Consider the following 16892-nt stretch of genomic DNA (forward strand, 5'->3'; position numbering starts at 1 on the left):
TGGTTCGCTTAGAGTAAAGTATGCAGTCAGTATGGATGCTGTATTAAGTTCGAGCATATGCCTTCTCATAAGGGGAATTGGGATCCCGTAAATGTGAGTGAAACCACTTTCACGATCCCCGAAAAGAGGGAGTATGGGATGGAAACAGAGACAGAGACGTCGAGGTGAATATGTCGTTAGAGCCCATGAATACTGCCAAGGCACGGCAGCTGTTAAACCAGAGTATGGCCTTGGTCTTGGCAGGGGGGCGAGGAAGTCGTCTCAAGCAATTGACCGATAATCGCGCCAAGCCGGCAGTCCATTTCGGTGGCCGGTTCAGGATCATCGATTTTGTATTGTCCAACTGCATCAACTCGGGAATAAAGCGAGTGGGGGTGGTCACCCAGTACAAGTCCCACAGCTTGTTGCGTCACCTGCAATCGGGTTGGTCTTTCCTGCGCTATCAGATGAATGAATTCATCGATCTGCTGCCTGCCCAACAACGGGTGGATGAGGTGCACTGGTACAGAGGCACCGCCGATGCCATCTATCAAAACGTCGACATCATCCGGGATTACGGCCCCAAATACATAGTGGTGCTGGCGGGGGATCACATCTACAAGATGGATTACGCCGCCATGCTGCTCGATCACGTGCGGCTGGAGGCCAAGGTGACCGTGGCCTGCATCGAAGTACCGCGCAGCGAGGCATCCGCCTTCGGGGTCATGGACATAGACGAGCAGCGCAAGATCCTCGACTTTGTGGAAAAACCGGCCAATCCCCCCGCCATGCCCGGTTGCGATGACACCTCCCTTGCCTCCATGGGGATCTATATCTTCGATGCCGAGTACCTCTATCAACTGCTGGAGGAGGACATCAACAACCTGGACTCCAAGCACGACTTCGGCATGGATGTGATCCCGCGCATCGTCGGCGAGGGGATGGCTTATGCCCACCCCTTCAGCATGTCGTGCGTCGGGGCGCGTGAGGGGCAAAAACCCTATTGGCGTGACGTGGGTACCCTGGACTCTTTCTGGGAGGCGAACATGGACTTGGCCTCAGTGGTGCCTGATCTCGATATCTATGATCAGAACTGGCCTATCTGGACCAGCCAGATCATGACGCCACCGGCCAAGTTCGTGCAGGACAGAAATGGTCAGCATGGCATGACCATCAACTCGATCTTTGCCGGGGGCTCCATCGTCAGCGGCTCCTTCGTGCTGAACTCGGTGCTCTTTACCAACGTGCGGGTCCACTCCTTCTGTACCCTGGATCAGTCGATCATCTTCCCTGGGGTCGAAATAGGCAGTGGCTGTCGTCTGCGCCGTGTGGTGGTCGATAAGGGCTGTCAGCTGCCTGATGGCATGGTGATAGGGGAGAATGCCGATGAAGATGCCCGTCGTTTTTATCGTTCTGAAAACGGTATCGTGCTGGTGACCAAGCCGATGTTGCAGGCCCTTGCCAAGAAGTAGGTCGAGGTTAACAACCCCCAATAGAGAAGGGAGCGCAATGCGCTCCCTTCTCGTTACTCGGCTAAGGGGATCTGCTATTCGCTGATGCGCGCCTTGGCCGCCATCACCATGGCAGTGCCGTGCTGACCACCGGCGGCAGTCACCTGGGGCACACCATCTTCATCGGTGTCGCTGCCAGCGCCCTGGATGATGTTCTCGCCAGAGTCACCCACCCATTCGGCCATCTGCATGCCGCCGTTGACGGTGCCACGGAACCAGCTCACATAACGCTGGGTCAGCTGGGCCAGCTCCAGGGCGGGGGCTTTCTCGGAGCCGGTATTGCGCAGGTTCAGCATGGCCGAGCGCAATCCCCCCGAGATGGCAGCCTGGGTCCAGGGAGTATATTCCCCCTGCTTGCCCACCAGCCAGGTACCCGCCTTGGCATTGAAGTAAGCCTTGTCGGTGGCGATAAACAGTTCACGGGCGGCAGTGCGGTACTTGGTGTCCTGGGTCGCCAGGAAGGCGGCACTGAGGCCACGCACTGCGGCAAACTGGGCATCCACGGATTGCCCTGCATCAGGCTTGCCACCGAGGGTCAGACCGTCATAGACCAGGCCGTTCTTGCCCATCAGCTGGTTCAGGATGAAGTCGGCCTGCTTGCGGACAAGTACCAGGGCTGCTTTGCCTTGGGGGGTCTTGAGGTTCAACTCACCATTGTCACCGGCGGCATAACCGACCGGCAGGGCGTCCTGGGCGCGCTGGAAGATTTGCAGGGCGACCAGGGCGTAGGCGGCATCGAAGGTGGTGACATGCTGACCCTGTTTACCACCCTGCCAGCTGTCGACCAGGGTGCCTGCCTTGCTATTGAAATGCAGGGTATCGAGGTTCTTGAACACCATGTTGGAGAGGTTCAGGGCCAGGGAGAAGGCATCCTGACCGGCGCTGGCCTTGCTCAGATCCCCGCTCTGATTGGCAACCGGGGCCGCGGCGAAGGGTTGACCATCGAACACGGCGTGGAAGGCCGGATTCTGATTGCTGTTGGCGCTGCGCTGATCGCTGTAGGCGAAGAATTCAGACAGTGGCCACAGCAGCATCCAGCTGTCGCGCAACTGGGCCGACGCATCGACCACGTCAAGCTTGCCGATGGCGCCGACGTCATGCTTGGCGGTCTCGGTGACTTTCACCTGATGAGGGAAGTAGACAACGCCCTTGGCAGGATCGTATTGCGGGGTAATGGCGGCGCCCAACTGCTTGCCGTCATAGCCAAGCTGGCCTTGCAAGATGGCGAGCTTGTCGATGGATTGCTCGGTCAGCATCATGCCATTGAAGCCATCGGCGGCAGAGACGCCGAGCTTGTGTTTGCCATCCTGATCCAGGGTGGCGGAGCTGGCCTCGACCTCTTCATCGGTGGCGGCGACGTGCATGCCGCCGAGGAAGTCCTGGGACCACATCACTTCCTTGAGCAGGATGCCGCCGACGGCGGCCGGATTGAGCAGATTGTCCGAGCCGCTCCAGCGCAGGCTGGTGTAATCACGGAAGTAGGCCGGTATTTGCGTCTTGACGCTCTTCTCGACGCCCTTGGCGGTCTTGATGGTCAGCTCGTCGCCATTGACCGGGCTGGCATTGACGGCGCCAGCAAACTGCGGCTTGGCAGATGAGTAGGGCAGGGAGAGGGGATACATGCCTTGTGGCACTTCATCTGCCGGGAAGCCCACGGCATCGGCCATGGCCAGTACCCGTTTGCCAAGGTCGGCCAGAGTGCCACCCCGGGCCTGGTTCTGCGGGCCATTGACCAGGTGGGGACCCATGCCGGACTGGTAGTTGAGGGCGTACATCGCCTCTTCGGAATACTCGTAGGATTCGATACCTGCGGCGAAGTCGAAGGGGGTCGGCTCATCGGCACGATTGGGATCCAGCACATCCAGATCCAGTCCCAGGGCTTCGGCCAGGGGCTCGCCGGAGAGTTCGAATTCGGTGTAGGCCAGCATGCTGGCGGCGGTATTGAAGCTAGCATCTTCAACCTTGACGGCGGCATGGGCAGCACTGCCCAGCAGCGCCAGGGTGATCCCCTGTACCAGTGCGGTTTTTTTCATGTGTCCCTTCTTCTTATCTGTGATGTTGCGGTGACGCTTCTCATCAATCTAAATGAGAATGGTGTGCATTATGCGACATGGTCTCAGCCATGAGAAGAAAAAAGCCGCTCTAAGGAGCGGCCGAATTAATCACAACAATTTGAAGGGGATGACCAGGCGTCCCGGCTCGACCTTGAGCGCTTCCACCTTGTCCTTGATGCGCGCCTCGTTCTGGCGATTGCCATCCAGGCGATAGATGGGGGTCTGGTTCAGGAAGAGACCGAGGGATTGATTGAAGGTCGGCAGCACCGGGCTCAGGGCCGCGCCAATATCGGCGGGCTCGGTCTTGACCGAGAGCAGCTCAAGGTCACGCAGATAGATGGCACCCTGCTCGGCCACGTAGTCGGGGCGTGCGCTCAGGGTGAGGCGGATCTTCATCTGCTGGCTGCCCAGCGGGCTGGAGACCTGCAGATCCCCTGCGGCATCGAGCTCCACTCTGTCGGCTTTGCTGCGGCCGATGCGGCTGTGCATCTCGTCCAGGCGGATCTTGCTCGACATGATGCCCGGTATGCCGAGTTGCTTCTCGAAGGCCACCTGGTTTTTCAGATAGTCATTGATCTCGCCCTCACTGACGCTGTATTGCGTCAGTGAGCAGGCGCCAAGCAGCAGGGTCAATGGCAGTAATAACAGGGTGCGGAACAGGCTGATTGACATGGGGTATCCAGAGATGGTCGTTAGAGGCTGCCATCTTACGGTTAAACGCCGATCTCGCCAACTCGGGAGGCCAACGCTGTGTAGGGGAGATGCGGGATGGCAGGCTGGCCCGTCAGAGGGGGGCAGGGGCGCCCGGCCGAGGCCATCGGGGGACCGATGAGGCAGGTTCAAAGGGCCTCTTGAGGCCAGCAAATAGCAGGGAAGTGTCGTCACCTAGAGGGGATCGTGATGAATTAACTGGTATAACCTGTCAGTCGCTTTACAATAAGTGTCCCCCCACTCTTTGATCCGTTTCATGTCTGTGTCAGATCCTGTTTTCGATACTTCATTTCAAGCTCGCCTGCTCAGTCCCCGCTACTGGTTCAGCTGGTTGGCACTTGGCCTGCTCTTCGTTCTGGCCTTCGTCCCAGTGTGCCTGCGTGACAAACTGGCAGATTGGCTGACTCCCCTGGTGCTGCGTGTTTCCAAAAAGCAGGTCTATATCGCCAATACCAACCTCGATATCTGTTTTCCCGAGTTGAGCCAGGCCGAGCGCCAGGTCATCTTGCGAACATCGGTACGTATCGGGCTCAAGAGCCTGCTCGGCTTTGGCGAGTTCACGGTGCGCAGCCCCGCCTACCTGATGAAACGCATCCAGGTCAGTGGTTGGCATCATATCGAGGCGGAGCAGGCCGAGGGGCGTCCCGTCATCCTGGTGGTGCCTCACAGCTGGCCGGTGGATGCGGCCGGTTACTACTTTGCCCAGCGTGGCATCGAGATGTGCACCATGATGAAGAGCGCCCGCAATCCGGTGTTTGACTGGCACATCAATCGTGAACGCGCCAAGAGCGGTTGTCGGGTCTATGAGCGTCAGGCTGGCATCAAGCCGGTCATCAAGGCGGTCAAAGCGGGGCGCAGCTTCTTCTATCTGCCGGATCAGGATCATGGTCGCGAGGCCAGTATCTTCGTCCCCTTCTTCGGTCGTGCCAAGGCCACACTGCCCGCCTTGCCCAGACTGGTGAAGCTGACCGGCGCCAAGGCCGTGCCGCTGCTTGCCTGCTATGACGAGGCGCAGCACTGCTATCGCCTCGAGATAGAGGCCCCCTTCGTTGACTACCCGAGCGGTGATCTGCACGCCGACACCCTGCATATGAACCAGGCGGTGGAGCAGCAGCTCAGACGTCATCCCGGCCAATACATGTGGTTCCTCAAGATCTTCGAGACCCTGGAGCACCCGGTGGACAAGCACGGCCTCTACGAGGCGGGGATCAAACGCATTCGCCGTGGTCTCTCCCCTCATCCTTGAGGAAGAGGCGCTGTATCTCTGCTAGCCAATGGCCCCTAGGGGCCATTTTTCATGGCGTGAGTCGAGAGCAAGGCTGGTCCGGAACCTGAACAGGATCTGATCCTCTCGCTGGTCAGGCTAGAAAAATACGTTGAGATAACTACAATAACCTCCTTGTTTAGATGACAAGAGCCGAAACATGGCCCCTCAAGATCCGGTGTTCGACACCTCATTTCGCCTCGCTCTGCTTCACCCAAGGCACTGGCTCAGCTGGCTCGCCCTTGCCTTGCTGAGCCTGTTGGCCTTCTTGCCCGTCCGGCTGCGCGATAGCCTGGCCAACGGCCTGGCCCCGCTCATCTTACGGGCCTCTCCAAAGCAAGCCTACATCGCCAATACCAACCTCGACATCTGCTTTCCGCGCCTTGATGAGGCGCAGCATCAGGCGCTGTTGCTCAAATCAGTGCGAGTCGGTCTCAAGACCTTTATGGGCTTTGGCGAGCTGACCTGGCGCAGCAACCGCTACCTGGCATCCCGGGTCCAGGTGAGCGGTTGGGAACACATTGCCGAGCAGCAGGCACAGGGGCGCCCCTTGATCCTGGTGGTGCCGCACACCTGGGCGGTGGATGTGATAGGCCGCCTGCTCACGCTGCGTGGTTTGCCGCTGTGCACCATGATGAAGAGCCCGAAGGATCCGCTGTTTGACTGGTATATCAACCGCGAGCGCGCCAAGGGCGGCCGGGTATACGAACGCAGTGTCGGCATCAAGCCCGCCATCAAGGCGATCCGCAGCGGCGACAGTTTTTTCTATTTACCGGATCAGGACCATGGCCGCGAGGCCAGCATTTTTGTACCCTTCTTCGGCCACCCCAAGGCAACCCTGCCAGCCCTGCCCAAGTTGGTGAAGCTGACCGGTGCCAAAGCTGTGCCCATCCTGGGCAGTTATGACGAGGATCAAGGCTGCTATCGCCTGGAGATAGCGCCTCCCTTCGACCCTTATCCCACCCCGGATCTGGAGGCCGATGTGTTGCGTATGAACAATATGGTGGAACAGCAGATAGACCGGCGCCCCGAACAGTACATGTGGTTTCTCAAGATTTTTGAGACCCAGCCCGATGGCGGCCGTCATCAGGGTCTGTATGAGAACGGGATCCGCCGCATTCGCCAGGGATTGCCGCCCGAGCCTTGAACCGGGTGCGCTGGCGAAAGGGGTTATACGGGGCCAGCCTTGGCTGCAATCTGAACGCGCGTCGGCGATGACGTGAGCAGCCATGCAGTCAAGCCCCCCAAAACTGACAGGAATGCACGGCACCACTGGCGCCGGGTGCGCAAATAGGGTAAAAGTTCGGCCATGAAAATACCAAATCGAATCCAGCCTCTGGTGGACGACGGCCTCGTCGACGAGGTCATCAGTCGGCTGATGAGCGGCAAAGAAGCCGACGTCTATGTGGTGCGTTGCGGCGAACACGTTCGCTGCGCGAAAGTCTATAAAGAAGCGGCCAAACGCAGCTTCAAACAGGCCGTGGTCTATCAGGAAGGGCGCAAGGTGCGCAACAGCCGTAGCCAGCGTGCGATGGAGAAAGGCTCGCGCTACGGGCGCCGCCAGCATGAAGAGGTGTGGCAGAACACCGAGGTCGACGCCCTGTTCAAGCTGGCCGCCGCCGGTGTGCGCGTGCCGACGCCCTATGTCTGCCTGGATGGTGTGCTGCTGATGGAGCTCATCACCGATGATGAGGGCAATGTTGCCCCCCGTCTCAACGACGTGGCCCTGAGCCCCGAGCAGGCGCTGGCGGACCATGACAAGGTGATAGGCTACGTGGTGCGCATGCTATGCACGGGTCTGATCCATGGGGATCTCTCCGAGTTCAACGTCCTGGTCGATGATCAGGGGCCCGTCATCATCGACTTGCCCCAGGTGATCGATGCCGCCGCCAACAACCAGGCCAAGGCCATGCTGGTGCGCGATGTGGAGAACATGCGCAACTACTACGGCATGTACGCCCCGGAGCTGCTCAAGACCCGTTATGCCCAGGAGATGTGGGCCCTCTATGAAGAGGGGGAGTTGACGCCGGAGAGCCGCCTCACGGGTCAATTTGCCGAGAGCACCGCCATCATCGACATCGATGCCGTTCTGCACGAGATAGAGAGTGCTGAGGAGGAGGCCATGGCTCGCCAGGCCAGAGCCAAGGCCGAGCAGGAAGATGAGTACTAGCCAGTGGCTGGCTATGTCAAACAGGGCGCCTCGGGGCGCCCTGTTTGTTGATGTGCGGTGATGGGGTTGCCGGGGGCGTCAGAACATATAGCCCAACAGGTCGATGGGCCTGTCCGGCCAGGGCGCGTCACCGACCGCCTTGATCAATATATCGTCCAGCAGCTCCACCGCGACACCGTAATTCTTGAAGTCGTTGATCCTGAGCCAGCTGCAGTACTGGGTTATCTGCACGAAACCGTTGGCCAGATAGAGGCTGGGATCCTCGGCGATGAGAAACAGGTAGTCGAGCGCCTTGCTGCGCGCGAATACCTGCAACTCGGCCAGCATGGCACTGGCCAGCCCCTGACCGCGCAGCTGGGGGGCCACACAGAGATCGATCAGCCCCAGTATCGCCACGGGCTGATCGCCCACCGCAATCATGCGCTGATCCAGTCCGACATGGCCGACCAACTGATCTCCTTGCCACACCAGCCCCCTCAAATGAGGTCGCTGCTTGAAATAGGATCGCGGCAGGGCATAGGCGGGAAAGCAGGTATTGCGCAGGGCCGTGATCCCCTCATGCTGATGGGGCGAGAGATCGATCTCGGCGACCAGCTCCATCAGCAAGGGGGGCTGGGCCCCGCTCACCGCACCAGGGGCGCTGGGCTGAAGGGAGAGGAGGAGCGTCATGGGCACTGGCTCAGAGCCCGGCCAGAGAGGGGGCGGTCAGTCGGGCCCCGACATAGCCTGCCACCTCGCCAAAGCGTGGATCCCCTGACTGCCAATCCTGGGCCGCGATGCGAATAGCCTCCTTGTCGAAGCTGACGAAGTTCCACCAGATCTGCAGCGGTTTGGCCAGGGGTTCGCCACCGATGAGCAGCAAGCGGGCGCCAGCACTCAGGGAGATGATCACCTCACTGGTACCTGGCGCCAGATAGGCCAGCTGCTCGGCGGCCAGCGTCTGGCCTGCCACCGTCACCTCACCGGCCAGGGCGAGCAGGCCATGCTCGAACTCGGGGGCCAGGGGCAGGGTCAGGGTGCATGGGGCGTCGGCCTGCAGATCCAGACCCAGTATGGGGGCGAAGCTGAGGGTGGGGGCCTGCCTGTCCTGATAGGTGCCAATTAGCAGGGTGAACCAAGCCCCATGCTGCTGCCAGCGTGGCAAGTCCGGGTAGTGATCGAAGCGGGGCCGGGTCGTCTGATGGGTCTCCGGCAAGGCTATCCAGAGCTGGGCGGCATGCACGCTGGGGTGGCCGGGCACCGACTCCTCTGTGTGGGCTATCCCCTGGCCTGCGGTCATCAGATTGACCTGGCCCGGGCGGATCACCTGCTCGCTGCCCAGGCTGTCGCGGTGCAATATCTCCCCCTCCAGCATCCAGGTGAAGGTCTGCAACCCAATGTGGGGATGGGGGCCGACGTTCAGTCCCGGCTCACCCGGGGCAAAGCGGGCCGGGCCTATGTGATCGAGAAAGCACCAGGGACCTATGGTGCGCCGCTCCTTGACCGGGATGGCGCGAGCGACCGGTATGCCACCCACGTCCGTGGTGCGCGAATCGATCAGTTGCAGCTTGTCTGTCATAGGTCTCTCCTTGAACGGTGGGTCATCTGATCAGCGGCGCCGGATCACCGGCATGTTCATCATGGTGGCGGGGCGAGCCATGGGCCTGGTCATCGGCTGCATGGGGCGCGTCGCCGGCAGGGTAGCGGGTCTGGTCGCAGGCAGCGTCGCCGGCCGGAGTGGCTTGTCCAGCCCCCCACCGTCCAGATTGAGTCTGCGGGCGGCCTCGGTGGCGTCTGGCAACGAGAGGCTGCCCGCATCGGCCGGGTGTATCTTGCGCAGCACCTGCTGGCGCTCGCGCAGGGTGTTCTTCTGCTCCGGGCTCAGGGCATTCCAGCGATTGGAAAAATCGGTGCGCAGCGCCTCCACATCCGGTTTGCCACGTTCGCCCTGCCAATCCTGGAACTTGTTCTTGATGTCGTCACGCTTGCCCTCATCCAGATCCTGCCACCAGTGCTGGATCAAGTCATCGAACTCGCCATCGTTATTGCAACACCAGGGGTAGTAACGGTCCCAATAGTAGAAGTAGTCGTCATACCACCAGGGGTAGGGGGCCGCGCCATAGTAGCTGCCATACCCCATGCCGACACTGGCGCCGGGGCTGGTATTGCTGCAACCACCCAGGCCGAGGGCGGCCAGGATGAGCATGAGGGAAGGGGAAACGCGCATGAAAGCTCCTTGTCATGGACAGGCGAGGGCGAATCGCCAGCCGGGCACAGATCCGGGTGCACAGTGGGATGGGAGCCATGCATGCTGCGCCGCAACCCACTCAATGAGCCACTATAAGCCAAATCCCGGGCGGGGGGCAGCCCCGGCTGGCCCTGCATGCAGCAGCATTGCGAGCCACTACTGTATGAACGTACAATAGCTTATCTTCCCTTTGTCCCTTGCCTCGACCATGACCCCAGCGCTCGCTCCCACCGACGGTTTTATCCTGACTCGCCACAGCCGGGACGTGCGCGGGCGCGGCAACGGGCGCGATGGCACCGAGATCGTGTTCTGGCTGTGGAGTGAGCAGGGGCCGGTGCGGCTGGTGGTGGCAGATCAGGAGCCACTCTTCTTCCTGCCCCAGGCGAAGATGGAGGAGGCCGTGACCCTGTTCAAGGGAGCCGGGGTGCGTGGCCGCTTTCGTCGTCTGCCCATGCACACCTTCGATGGGGAGGCGGTGGTTGGCTGTTATTTTTCCACCCTGAGCGCCTATCACAGGGCCATCGAGCTGCTGCTCATCCGTGGCCTGGCGCACTTCGAATCGGATATTCGCCTGCCTGAGCGTTACTTGATGGAGCGCTTCATCACGGCGGGCATGCGCTTTGGCGGCAAGACGGTCAAACGCGGTGATCACTGGTCGGTCAGCGAGGCACGCTGCGCGCCCCAGGCCGTGACACCGACCCTCTCCTGGGTCTCCCTCGACGTGGAGTGCGCCATGGACGGCGCCCTCTTCTCCATAGGGCTCTATAGCGAGCAAGATGCCCGGGTCATCATGATAGGGACGGCCCCCGATGACGCCGCTAACTGGGAGACCCAGGTTGAGTGGGTGGCGGATGAGCCCGCGCTGCTTGGCGCCCTCGAGAGCTGGTTTGCGCGCCATGACCCGGATCTGGTGCTCGGCTGGAACGTGGTCAACTTCGACTTTCGCCTGCTGTTGCGTCGGGCCGAGCTGCACAAGCGGCGATTGCGGCTCGGCCGTGGCCGTGAACTGGCATTCTGGCGCGCCTCCCGGGGCGATCCCCAGACCGGCAGCGTCATCTTGCCGGGGCGGATGGTGCTCGACGGCATCGACACCCTCAAGAGTGCGACCTGGCAGTTTGCCAGTTACAGCCTGGATGCGGTGGCGAGCGAGCTGCTTGGCCGTGGCAAAGACATTGAAGACGTGGCGAACCGGGGTGAGAAGATCACCGAGCTGTTTCACTCCGACAAAGAGGCGCTGGCCCGCTACAACCTCGAAGATTGCAAGCTGGTATGGGAGATAGTCGAACACTGCGCCCTGATCCCCTTTGCCATCGAGCGAGCCAATCTCACCGGGCTGGAGCTTGACCGGGTCGGCGGCTCGGTGGCGGCCTTTACCAATCTCTATCTGCCGCGCTTGCACCGCGGCGGCTATGTGGCCCCCAACCTGCCCGCCGATGGGGGGCTGGCGAGCCCCGGCGGCTATGTGATGGACTCCAAGCCCGGCCTCTATCGCCAGGTGCTGGTCCTGGACTTCAAGAGCCTCTATCCCAGCATCATTCGCACCTTCTGCATCGATCCCATGGGACTGATCGAAGGGCTCAAGGCCCCCGATGACGCCATTCCCGGTTATCGCGGTGCCTTCTTCTCCCGGGACAAGCACTTCCTGCCAGATCTTATCGCCACCCTGTGGGCGGCGCGGGACAGGGCCAAGGCGGCCAATAACAAGGCGCTCTCCCAGGCCATCAAGATCATCATGAACTCCTTTTATGGGGTGTTGGGTTCGGGGGGCTGCCGCTTCTACGATCCCAGGCTGGCCTCCTCCATCACACTGCGCGGTCACAGCATCATGCAGCAGACCCGGGAGTGGATAGAGGCGCGGGGCTACAGCGTCATCTACGGGGATACCGACTCCACCTTCGTGCATCTGCCCGAAGAGATGAGCCCGGCCCAGGCGGACGAGATAGGCCGCTCACTGGCCCAGGAGATCAACCACAACTGGACCCAGTTGATCAGGGCTGAGTTTGATTTGCCCTGTCACCTCGAGATCGAATACGAGACCCACTACCGCCGTTTCCTGATGCCCACCATCCGCGGCCTGGAGAAGGGCAGCAAGAAGCGTTACGCCGGGCTGGTGGGGCAGGGGGAGTCGGAGCATCTGGTGTTCAAGGGGCTGGAGACGGTTCGCACCGACTGGACCATGCTGGCCAAGCAGTTCCAGACCCGGCTCTACGAGCTGGTGTTCCACGATGAGGATCCTTGCGACTACGTGCGCACCATGGTGGATGAGACCCGCAGCGGGCGCCACGACGAGCTGCTCATCTATCGCAAGCGGCTGCGCCAGAAGCTGGAGGAGTACCAGAAAAATGTGCCACCCCATGTGCGGGCGGCGCGCCTCGCCGATGAGGAGAACCTGCGCCGCGGCTTGCCTCAGCGTTACCAGCATCGCGGCAGCATTGCTTATCTGATGACGCTCGCAGGCCCGGAACCCCTCGAATACAGGCGCAGTGCCATCGACTATGAGCACTACATCGACAAGCAGCTCAAACCCATTGCCGATGCCATCTTGCCCTTCATCGGTGAATCTTTCGAGCGGATCTGCGGCCAGCAACTGGATCTCTTCTAACCGCTCTGCCGCCGGGCCCTGTGCCATCCTTAAAGTCCTTGAAAACGGTGCGGCGCTCAATGTGCCGCCCTTCCTACGCTGGAGGCCTTATGGCTTTGACGCTTCGAGAGGTGACCCTGGTGGCCGCCATGGTACTGAGTAGTGGGGCCCTGGCCCATACCCTGAAACCCGGTTTATGGGAAATGCAGACCAAGATGGAGGCCGGATCCGGCGAGTTGGGCCAGGCCATGGCCGCCATGCAACAACAGTTGGCGGCCCTGCCCGAGGGACAGCGCAAGATGATGGAGGAGATGTTGGCAAAGCAGGGTGTTGGCATTCAGGGCCTGGACGCCGCCGGGGTGCGAGTGCGTCACTGCCTCAGTGCGCAGATGGTGGCCCAGGATAGGCTGCCTTTCGAGAAAGGCGAGGGCTGCCAGCGTCAGTTACGCAAGCGCAGCGAGACCTTGATGCAGTTCACCTTCAGTTGCAGCGACCCCAAGGCCCAGGGGGAAGGTGAGGTGAACTTTATCAGCCCCACCGCCTATCACAGCCGCTTTAGCCTCGACATCGAACATGAGGGCAAGATGGAAAAACTCACCGGCACCAGTCAGAGCCAGTGGTTGAGCGACGACTGCGGTGATATCAAGGCGGTGGAATAAGAGGCCAGCGCAGCACTGAGCGCCTGGTTCCCAATCAGCGGCACAAACCAACGAGGAAACATGGCCAGACAGAGGACGCTGGATAACGCCATGGGCGATCTGTTCGAGCAGGAGACGCAGTCTCGCTGGCTGGCCCCCGGCGCCCTGCATCTGCCAGGGGGCCTCGATAGCCTGGGGCCTGGGTCAGCCTGGTTATTGGCCTGGATTGGGGCGGTAAGCAGTCAGGCACCCTTTCGCCACCTCACGACGCCGGGAGGGCAGAGCATGTCGGTGGCCATGACCAATGCCGGTCCCTGTGGCTGGGTGTCGGATCGGCGTGGCTATCGCTATAGTCCCCTCGACCCCCTCAGTCAGCAGCCCTGGCCCCCCTTGCCGAGGGAGCTGCTCACCCTGGCCAGCGACGCGGCACAGGCGGCAGGTTTCGCGGATTTTGAACCCGATGCCTGCCTCATCAACCGTTACCTCCCCGGGGCGCGCATGTCCCTGCATCAGGACAGGGATGAGGCCAGTTTTGCCCATCCGATCGTCTCTGTCTCCCTGGGGTTGGCCGCCGAGTTTCTGCTGGGGGGGCTGACGCGAGGGGATACGGTGCAGCGGCAGAGGTTGCGCAGCGGCGACCTGCTGGTATTGGGCGGCGAGGCGCGACTGCGTTTCCATGGGGTGGCCCCCGTCAAAGCGGGCGCCGAAGGTGAGCTGCGTTTCAATCTCACCCTGAGACGGGCCCAGTGAACCTTGGAGTCTGGAGGCAGGCGAGTGGGTCGGATTGCCGGTTTGCATGAACCGCCATTGCCTGCGGAACACACATAAAAAACCCTCCGGCTGGAGGGTTTTTTCAGATAACGGCTGTCATCAGAACAGGGTGGTGGAGAGGTCGTACAGCTCCTGATTGAAGGGGCGCTTCAGATTCTCGATGCAGTCGATGATGTCGTGGTGCACCATCTCGTTGCCCTGGATACCGACGCAGCGGCCACCTTGACCGGCCAGCAACTGCTCAACGGCGAAGGCGCCCATGCGGCTGGACATGATGCGATCACGAGCGGTCGGCGAGCCGCCGCGCTGGATGTGACCCAGGATGGTGGCGCGGGTCTCGCGGCCCGTCATGGCTTCAATGTCCTTGGCCAGGGTGTTGACGTCGGTGACGTGCTCACAGATGGTGATGATGGCGTGCTTCTTGCCTTTGGCTTCGCCTTCCCGGATCTGGGTCAGCAGCTTCTCTTTGTCAAACGCCACTTCCGGCACTATCACGTACTCGGCGCCACCGGCCACGGCGGCCGACATGGCCAGATCGCCACAGTGGCGCCCCATGATCTCGACCACAGAGATACGGTGGTGGGAGCTGCAGGTATCGCGCAGACGGTCAATGGCATCCACCACCACGTTCAGGGCGGTATCAAAGCCGATGGTAAAATCGGTGCCGGCGATGTCGTTGTCTATGGTGCCCGGCAGACCTATGCAGGGGAAACCCTCTTCGGTCAGCTTCTTGGCGCCCATGTAGGAGCCGTCACCGCCGATCACCACCAGGGCGTCGATGCCGTGGGACTTGAGATTCTCAATCGCCTCGGCGCGTACCTTGGGATCTTTGAAGGCCGGGAAACGGGCGGAGCCCAGGAAGGTGCCGCCGCGGTTCACCACGTCGGAGACGCTGTGACGCTCGAGTTTGACGATACGATTCTGGTGCAGACCGAGGTAGCCATCATAGATGCCATAGACTTCCAGGCCATGGTGCAGACCGGCGCGCACCACGGCGCGAATGGCTGCGTTCATACCCGGTGCATCGCCACCACTGGTCAAAACACCAATACGTTTGATTTGCTTGGTCATGAGTGCCTCTGGATCTCAAGTTATCGAATGGATAAGCCTGTTTGACTATATCGGCTTTCGTATCGGCTTGTCGGTACCGCCAAGGGTTCGCCATACGAAAACCGGCAAAGGAGGGGGCCTGGGGCCCCCTCTGGGCTCATTACTTGGCAGCGCCAGCAATGATCTGGGAGAAGTCGTCCACTTTCAGGGACGCGCCACCCACCAGGCCACCGTCGATGTCCGGCTGACCGAACAGATCGCTGGCGGTCGCGCCAGTGACGGAACCACCGTACAGGATCTGTACCTTGGCAGCCACAGCGCCATCAAACCCGGCCAGGTACTGGCGGATGTGGGCGTGAACGGCCTGAGCGATTTCCGGGGTGGCAGTCTTGCCGGTGCCGATGGCCCATACCGGCTCGTAAGCCACGACGGCGTTGGCGAAGGAGGCGATGCCGCAACGGTCGATGACCGCTTTGAGCTGGGTCTCGACCACGTTCTTGGTCACGCCGGCTTCGAACTGCGCCAGGGTCTCACCGATGCAGAGTACGGGGATGAGGCCCGCTTTCTGGATGACTTCGTACTTGGCAGCCACCAGGTCGTCGGTCTCGGCGTGCAGGGTACGGCGCTCGCTGTGGCCGACCAGGGAGTAGGTGCAACCGAAGGCTTTGAGCATGGAGGGGGCGTTCTCGCCGGTGAAGGCGCCAGACTCGTGCAGATCGGCGTTCTGGGCACCGTAAGCAATCTTGCTGCCGGCAGTCAGCTGCTCAACTTGACCCAAAAAGATAACCGGTGGGCAGACGGCGACTTGAACGGAAGGGTGCGCGGCGGCAGCCGGGATCAGACCCTTGATCAGCGCTTCGACAGAAGCTTTGGTGCCGTTCAGTTTCCAGTTACCCATTACCAGGTGCTGTCTCATCTTTTAATACTCCTAGGCGTTTGATTGCGCGTCATTATATGAATTGAACCGAGCCCAAGATAGCTGACCCGGCGGCAAATGACGTAATTTTTTTTCCCTTTCCTGATCCAAATCAGGAAAGCTCCTCCCGACTGTTCACTCGTTGACCTGACCACGCAGCCGGGCCCAGAGCCGACCTATCCACTCGTGGATGGCCGCTTCCGAGTACATCAGGTAGCGCCCCTTGGGCAGGTAGCTATAGAGCGGCTGAGGCTGCTGGCTCTGCTTGGCGGTGTAGTCGGTGGGGGCGGGCAGCGCATTCAGGCCCTGCTGGCGATAGAGTGCCAGGGCCCGGGGCAAATGGGTGGCCGAGCTCACCAGCGCCACCCGCTTGCCCTTGAGGTGGGCACTGATGCTGACCGCCTCGTCATGGGTGTCTTTGTTGTTTTCAAACAACGTCATTCGGGATCTCGCTATCCCGAGGCTCGCCGCCATGCGGGCGTTGACCTCGGCATTGGACAGGGGATCCCCGGACACATAACCGGAGAAGATGAGCTCCGCTTCTGGGTAGGCCTGGGCCAGCCGCACCCCTTCCAGGGTGCGGGCGAGGGCTATGTTGTTCTGCCAGGAACGCTCGGGCACCGCCGGATCGCTGACATGGCCGTTGCCGAGCACCACTATGGCCTCGATGCCCGGATGTTGGCTCACGTCGAAGGGCGGATAAGTCTGCTCCAAGCCTCTGGCCAGCTCATAGCTCACCGGCCGCATCCCCATCAGGGCGATGAGCAGCAGCGAGCAGGTCGCCAGCAGCTTGCCGCTTTTTTGAAAACGGGTGAACCAGAGCAGCAAGAGAGCCAGCAGCAAGAGGGAGAGAGAGAAGGGGAGCGGCATCAGCAACTGGCCCAGCCACTTTTTGAGTTCAAACATGGAGTTCTCCAATTTTTCCTGACACAGAGGCAAGTGACGCTGAGAGTAAGGGGGGCGGGGCAAATTGCCAAATGATGCCGAACTCGCACAGGCCACAGCATGCTGGAGAGAGCG

At 61.0% G+C, this 16892-nt stretch carries 15 protein-coding genes; 7 read left to right on the forward strand and 8 right to left on the reverse strand.

From position 1 onward, the window contains the following. The first annotated feature begins 170 nt into the window (after window positions 1-170). Complete coding sequence (gene glgC, locus M2366_RS09550; RefSeq protein ID WP_042043149.1) at window positions 171-1451, forward strand: glucose-1-phosphate adenylyltransferase; 1281 nt, start codon at window positions 171-173, stop codon at window positions 1449-1451. A gap of 74 nt (window positions 1452-1525) precedes the next feature. Here glgC and M2366_RS09555 read toward each other — a convergent pair whose 3' ends face one another. Together M2366_RS09555 and M2366_RS09560 are read right to left on the reverse strand one after the other, a co-directional pair. Further along, window positions 1526-3523 (reverse strand): hypothetical protein, encoded by a 1998-nt coding sequence (locus M2366_RS09555; protein WP_259269571.1) that lies wholly within the window; start codon window positions 3521-3523, stop codon window positions 1526-1528. A gap of 129 nt (window positions 3524-3652) precedes the next feature. After that, window positions 3653-4204, reverse strand: a complete 552-nt coding sequence (locus M2366_RS09560; RefSeq protein WP_259269737.1) for a lipoprotein — start codon at window positions 4202-4204, stop codon at window positions 3653-3655. 307 nt (window positions 4205-4511) lie between these two features. Between M2366_RS09560 and M2366_RS09565 the strand changes: the two genes are divergently transcribed. From M2366_RS09565 to M2366_RS09575, 3 genes are all read left to right on the forward strand, one after another. After that, complete coding sequence (locus tag M2366_RS09565) at window positions 4512-5501, forward strand: lipid A biosynthesis (KDO)2-(lauroyl)-lipid IVA acyltransferase (protein ID WP_259269572.1); 990 nt, start codon at window positions 4512-4514, stop codon at window positions 5499-5501. 178 nt (window positions 5502-5679) lie between these two features. Next, the gene (locus M2366_RS09570) at window positions 5680-6666 is read left to right on the forward strand and encodes a lauroyl-Kdo(2)-lipid IV(A) myristoyltransferase (RefSeq protein WP_259269573.1); all 987 of its coding nucleotides are present in this window, start codon (window positions 5680-5682) and stop codon (window positions 6664-6666) included. 162 nt (window positions 6667-6828) lie between these two features. Continuing rightward, window positions 6829-7689 carry a PA4780 family RIO1-like protein kinase gene (locus M2366_RS09575; RefSeq protein WP_042043156.1) on the forward strand — a complete coding sequence of 287 codons (861 nt, stop codon included), beginning with the start codon at window positions 6829-6831 and terminating at the stop codon, window positions 7687-7689. 78 nt (window positions 7690-7767) lie between these two features. Here M2366_RS09575 and M2366_RS09580 read toward each other — a convergent pair whose 3' ends face one another. Genes M2366_RS09580 through M2366_RS09590 form a run of 3 tightly spaced genes read right to left on the reverse strand, consistent with a single transcriptional unit; the run spans window position 7768 to window position 9895 of the window. Continuing rightward, a complete protein-coding gene (locus M2366_RS09580; RefSeq protein ID WP_259269574.1) occupies window positions 7768-8358 on the reverse strand; it encodes a GNAT family N-acetyltransferase in 591 nt (196 codons plus the stop codon). A 10-nt stretch (window positions 8359-8368) separates the two neighbouring features. Beyond that, complete coding sequence (locus M2366_RS09585) at window positions 8369-9247, reverse strand: pirin family protein (RefSeq protein WP_259269575.1); 879 nt, start codon at window positions 9245-9247, stop codon at window positions 8369-8371. 30 nt (window positions 9248-9277) lie between these two features. Further along, the gene (locus tag M2366_RS09590; RefSeq protein ID WP_259269576.1) at window positions 9278-9895 is read right to left on the reverse strand and encodes a hypothetical protein; all 618 of its coding nucleotides are present in this window, start codon (window positions 9893-9895) and stop codon (window positions 9278-9280) included. Window positions 9896-10124: 229 nt separating this feature from the next. Between M2366_RS09590 and M2366_RS09595 the strand changes: the two genes are divergently transcribed. The 3 genes from M2366_RS09595 (at window position 10125) to alkB (ending at window position 13885) form a co-directional block, all read left to right on the forward strand. Continuing rightward, complete coding sequence (locus M2366_RS09595; RefSeq protein WP_259269577.1) at window positions 10125-12518, forward strand: DNA polymerase II; 2394 nt, start codon at window positions 10125-10127, stop codon at window positions 12516-12518. Window positions 12519-12607: 89 nt separating this feature from the next. Then, a complete protein-coding gene (locus M2366_RS09600) occupies window positions 12608-13156 on the forward strand; it encodes a DUF3617 domain-containing protein (RefSeq protein WP_042043162.1) in 549 nt (182 codons plus the stop codon). Between the two features lie 60 nt (window positions 13157-13216). Then, window positions 13217-13885, forward strand: a complete 669-nt coding sequence (alkB, locus tag M2366_RS09605; RefSeq protein ID WP_259269578.1) for a DNA oxidative demethylase AlkB — start codon at window positions 13217-13219, stop codon at window positions 13883-13885. Between the two features lie 120 nt (window positions 13886-14005). Here the strand turns inward: alkB and pfkA are convergent, their stop codons facing one another. From pfkA to elyC, 3 genes are all read right to left on the reverse strand, one after another. Beyond that, window positions 14006-14977, reverse strand: a complete 972-nt coding sequence (gene pfkA / locus M2366_RS09610) for a 6-phosphofructokinase (protein WP_259269579.1) — start codon at window positions 14975-14977, stop codon at window positions 14006-14008. Window positions 14978-15116: 139 nt separating this feature from the next. Next, the gene (gene tpiA, locus M2366_RS09615; protein WP_259269580.1) at window positions 15117-15872 is read right to left on the reverse strand and encodes a triose-phosphate isomerase; all 756 of its coding nucleotides are present in this window, start codon (window positions 15870-15872) and stop codon (window positions 15117-15119) included. 135 nt (window positions 15873-16007) lie between these two features. Further along, entirely contained in the window at window positions 16008-16778 is a 771-nt protein-coding gene (gene elyC, locus M2366_RS09620) for an envelope biogenesis factor ElyC (protein WP_259236064.1), read from the reverse strand. Window positions 16779-16892: the final 114 nt, after the last annotated feature.

The organism is Aeromonas sp. BIGb0405, from assembly GCF_024807335.1.
Taxonomy (GTDB): Bacteria; Pseudomonadota; Gammaproteobacteria; order Enterobacterales; family Aeromonadaceae; genus Aeromonas; species Aeromonas rivuli.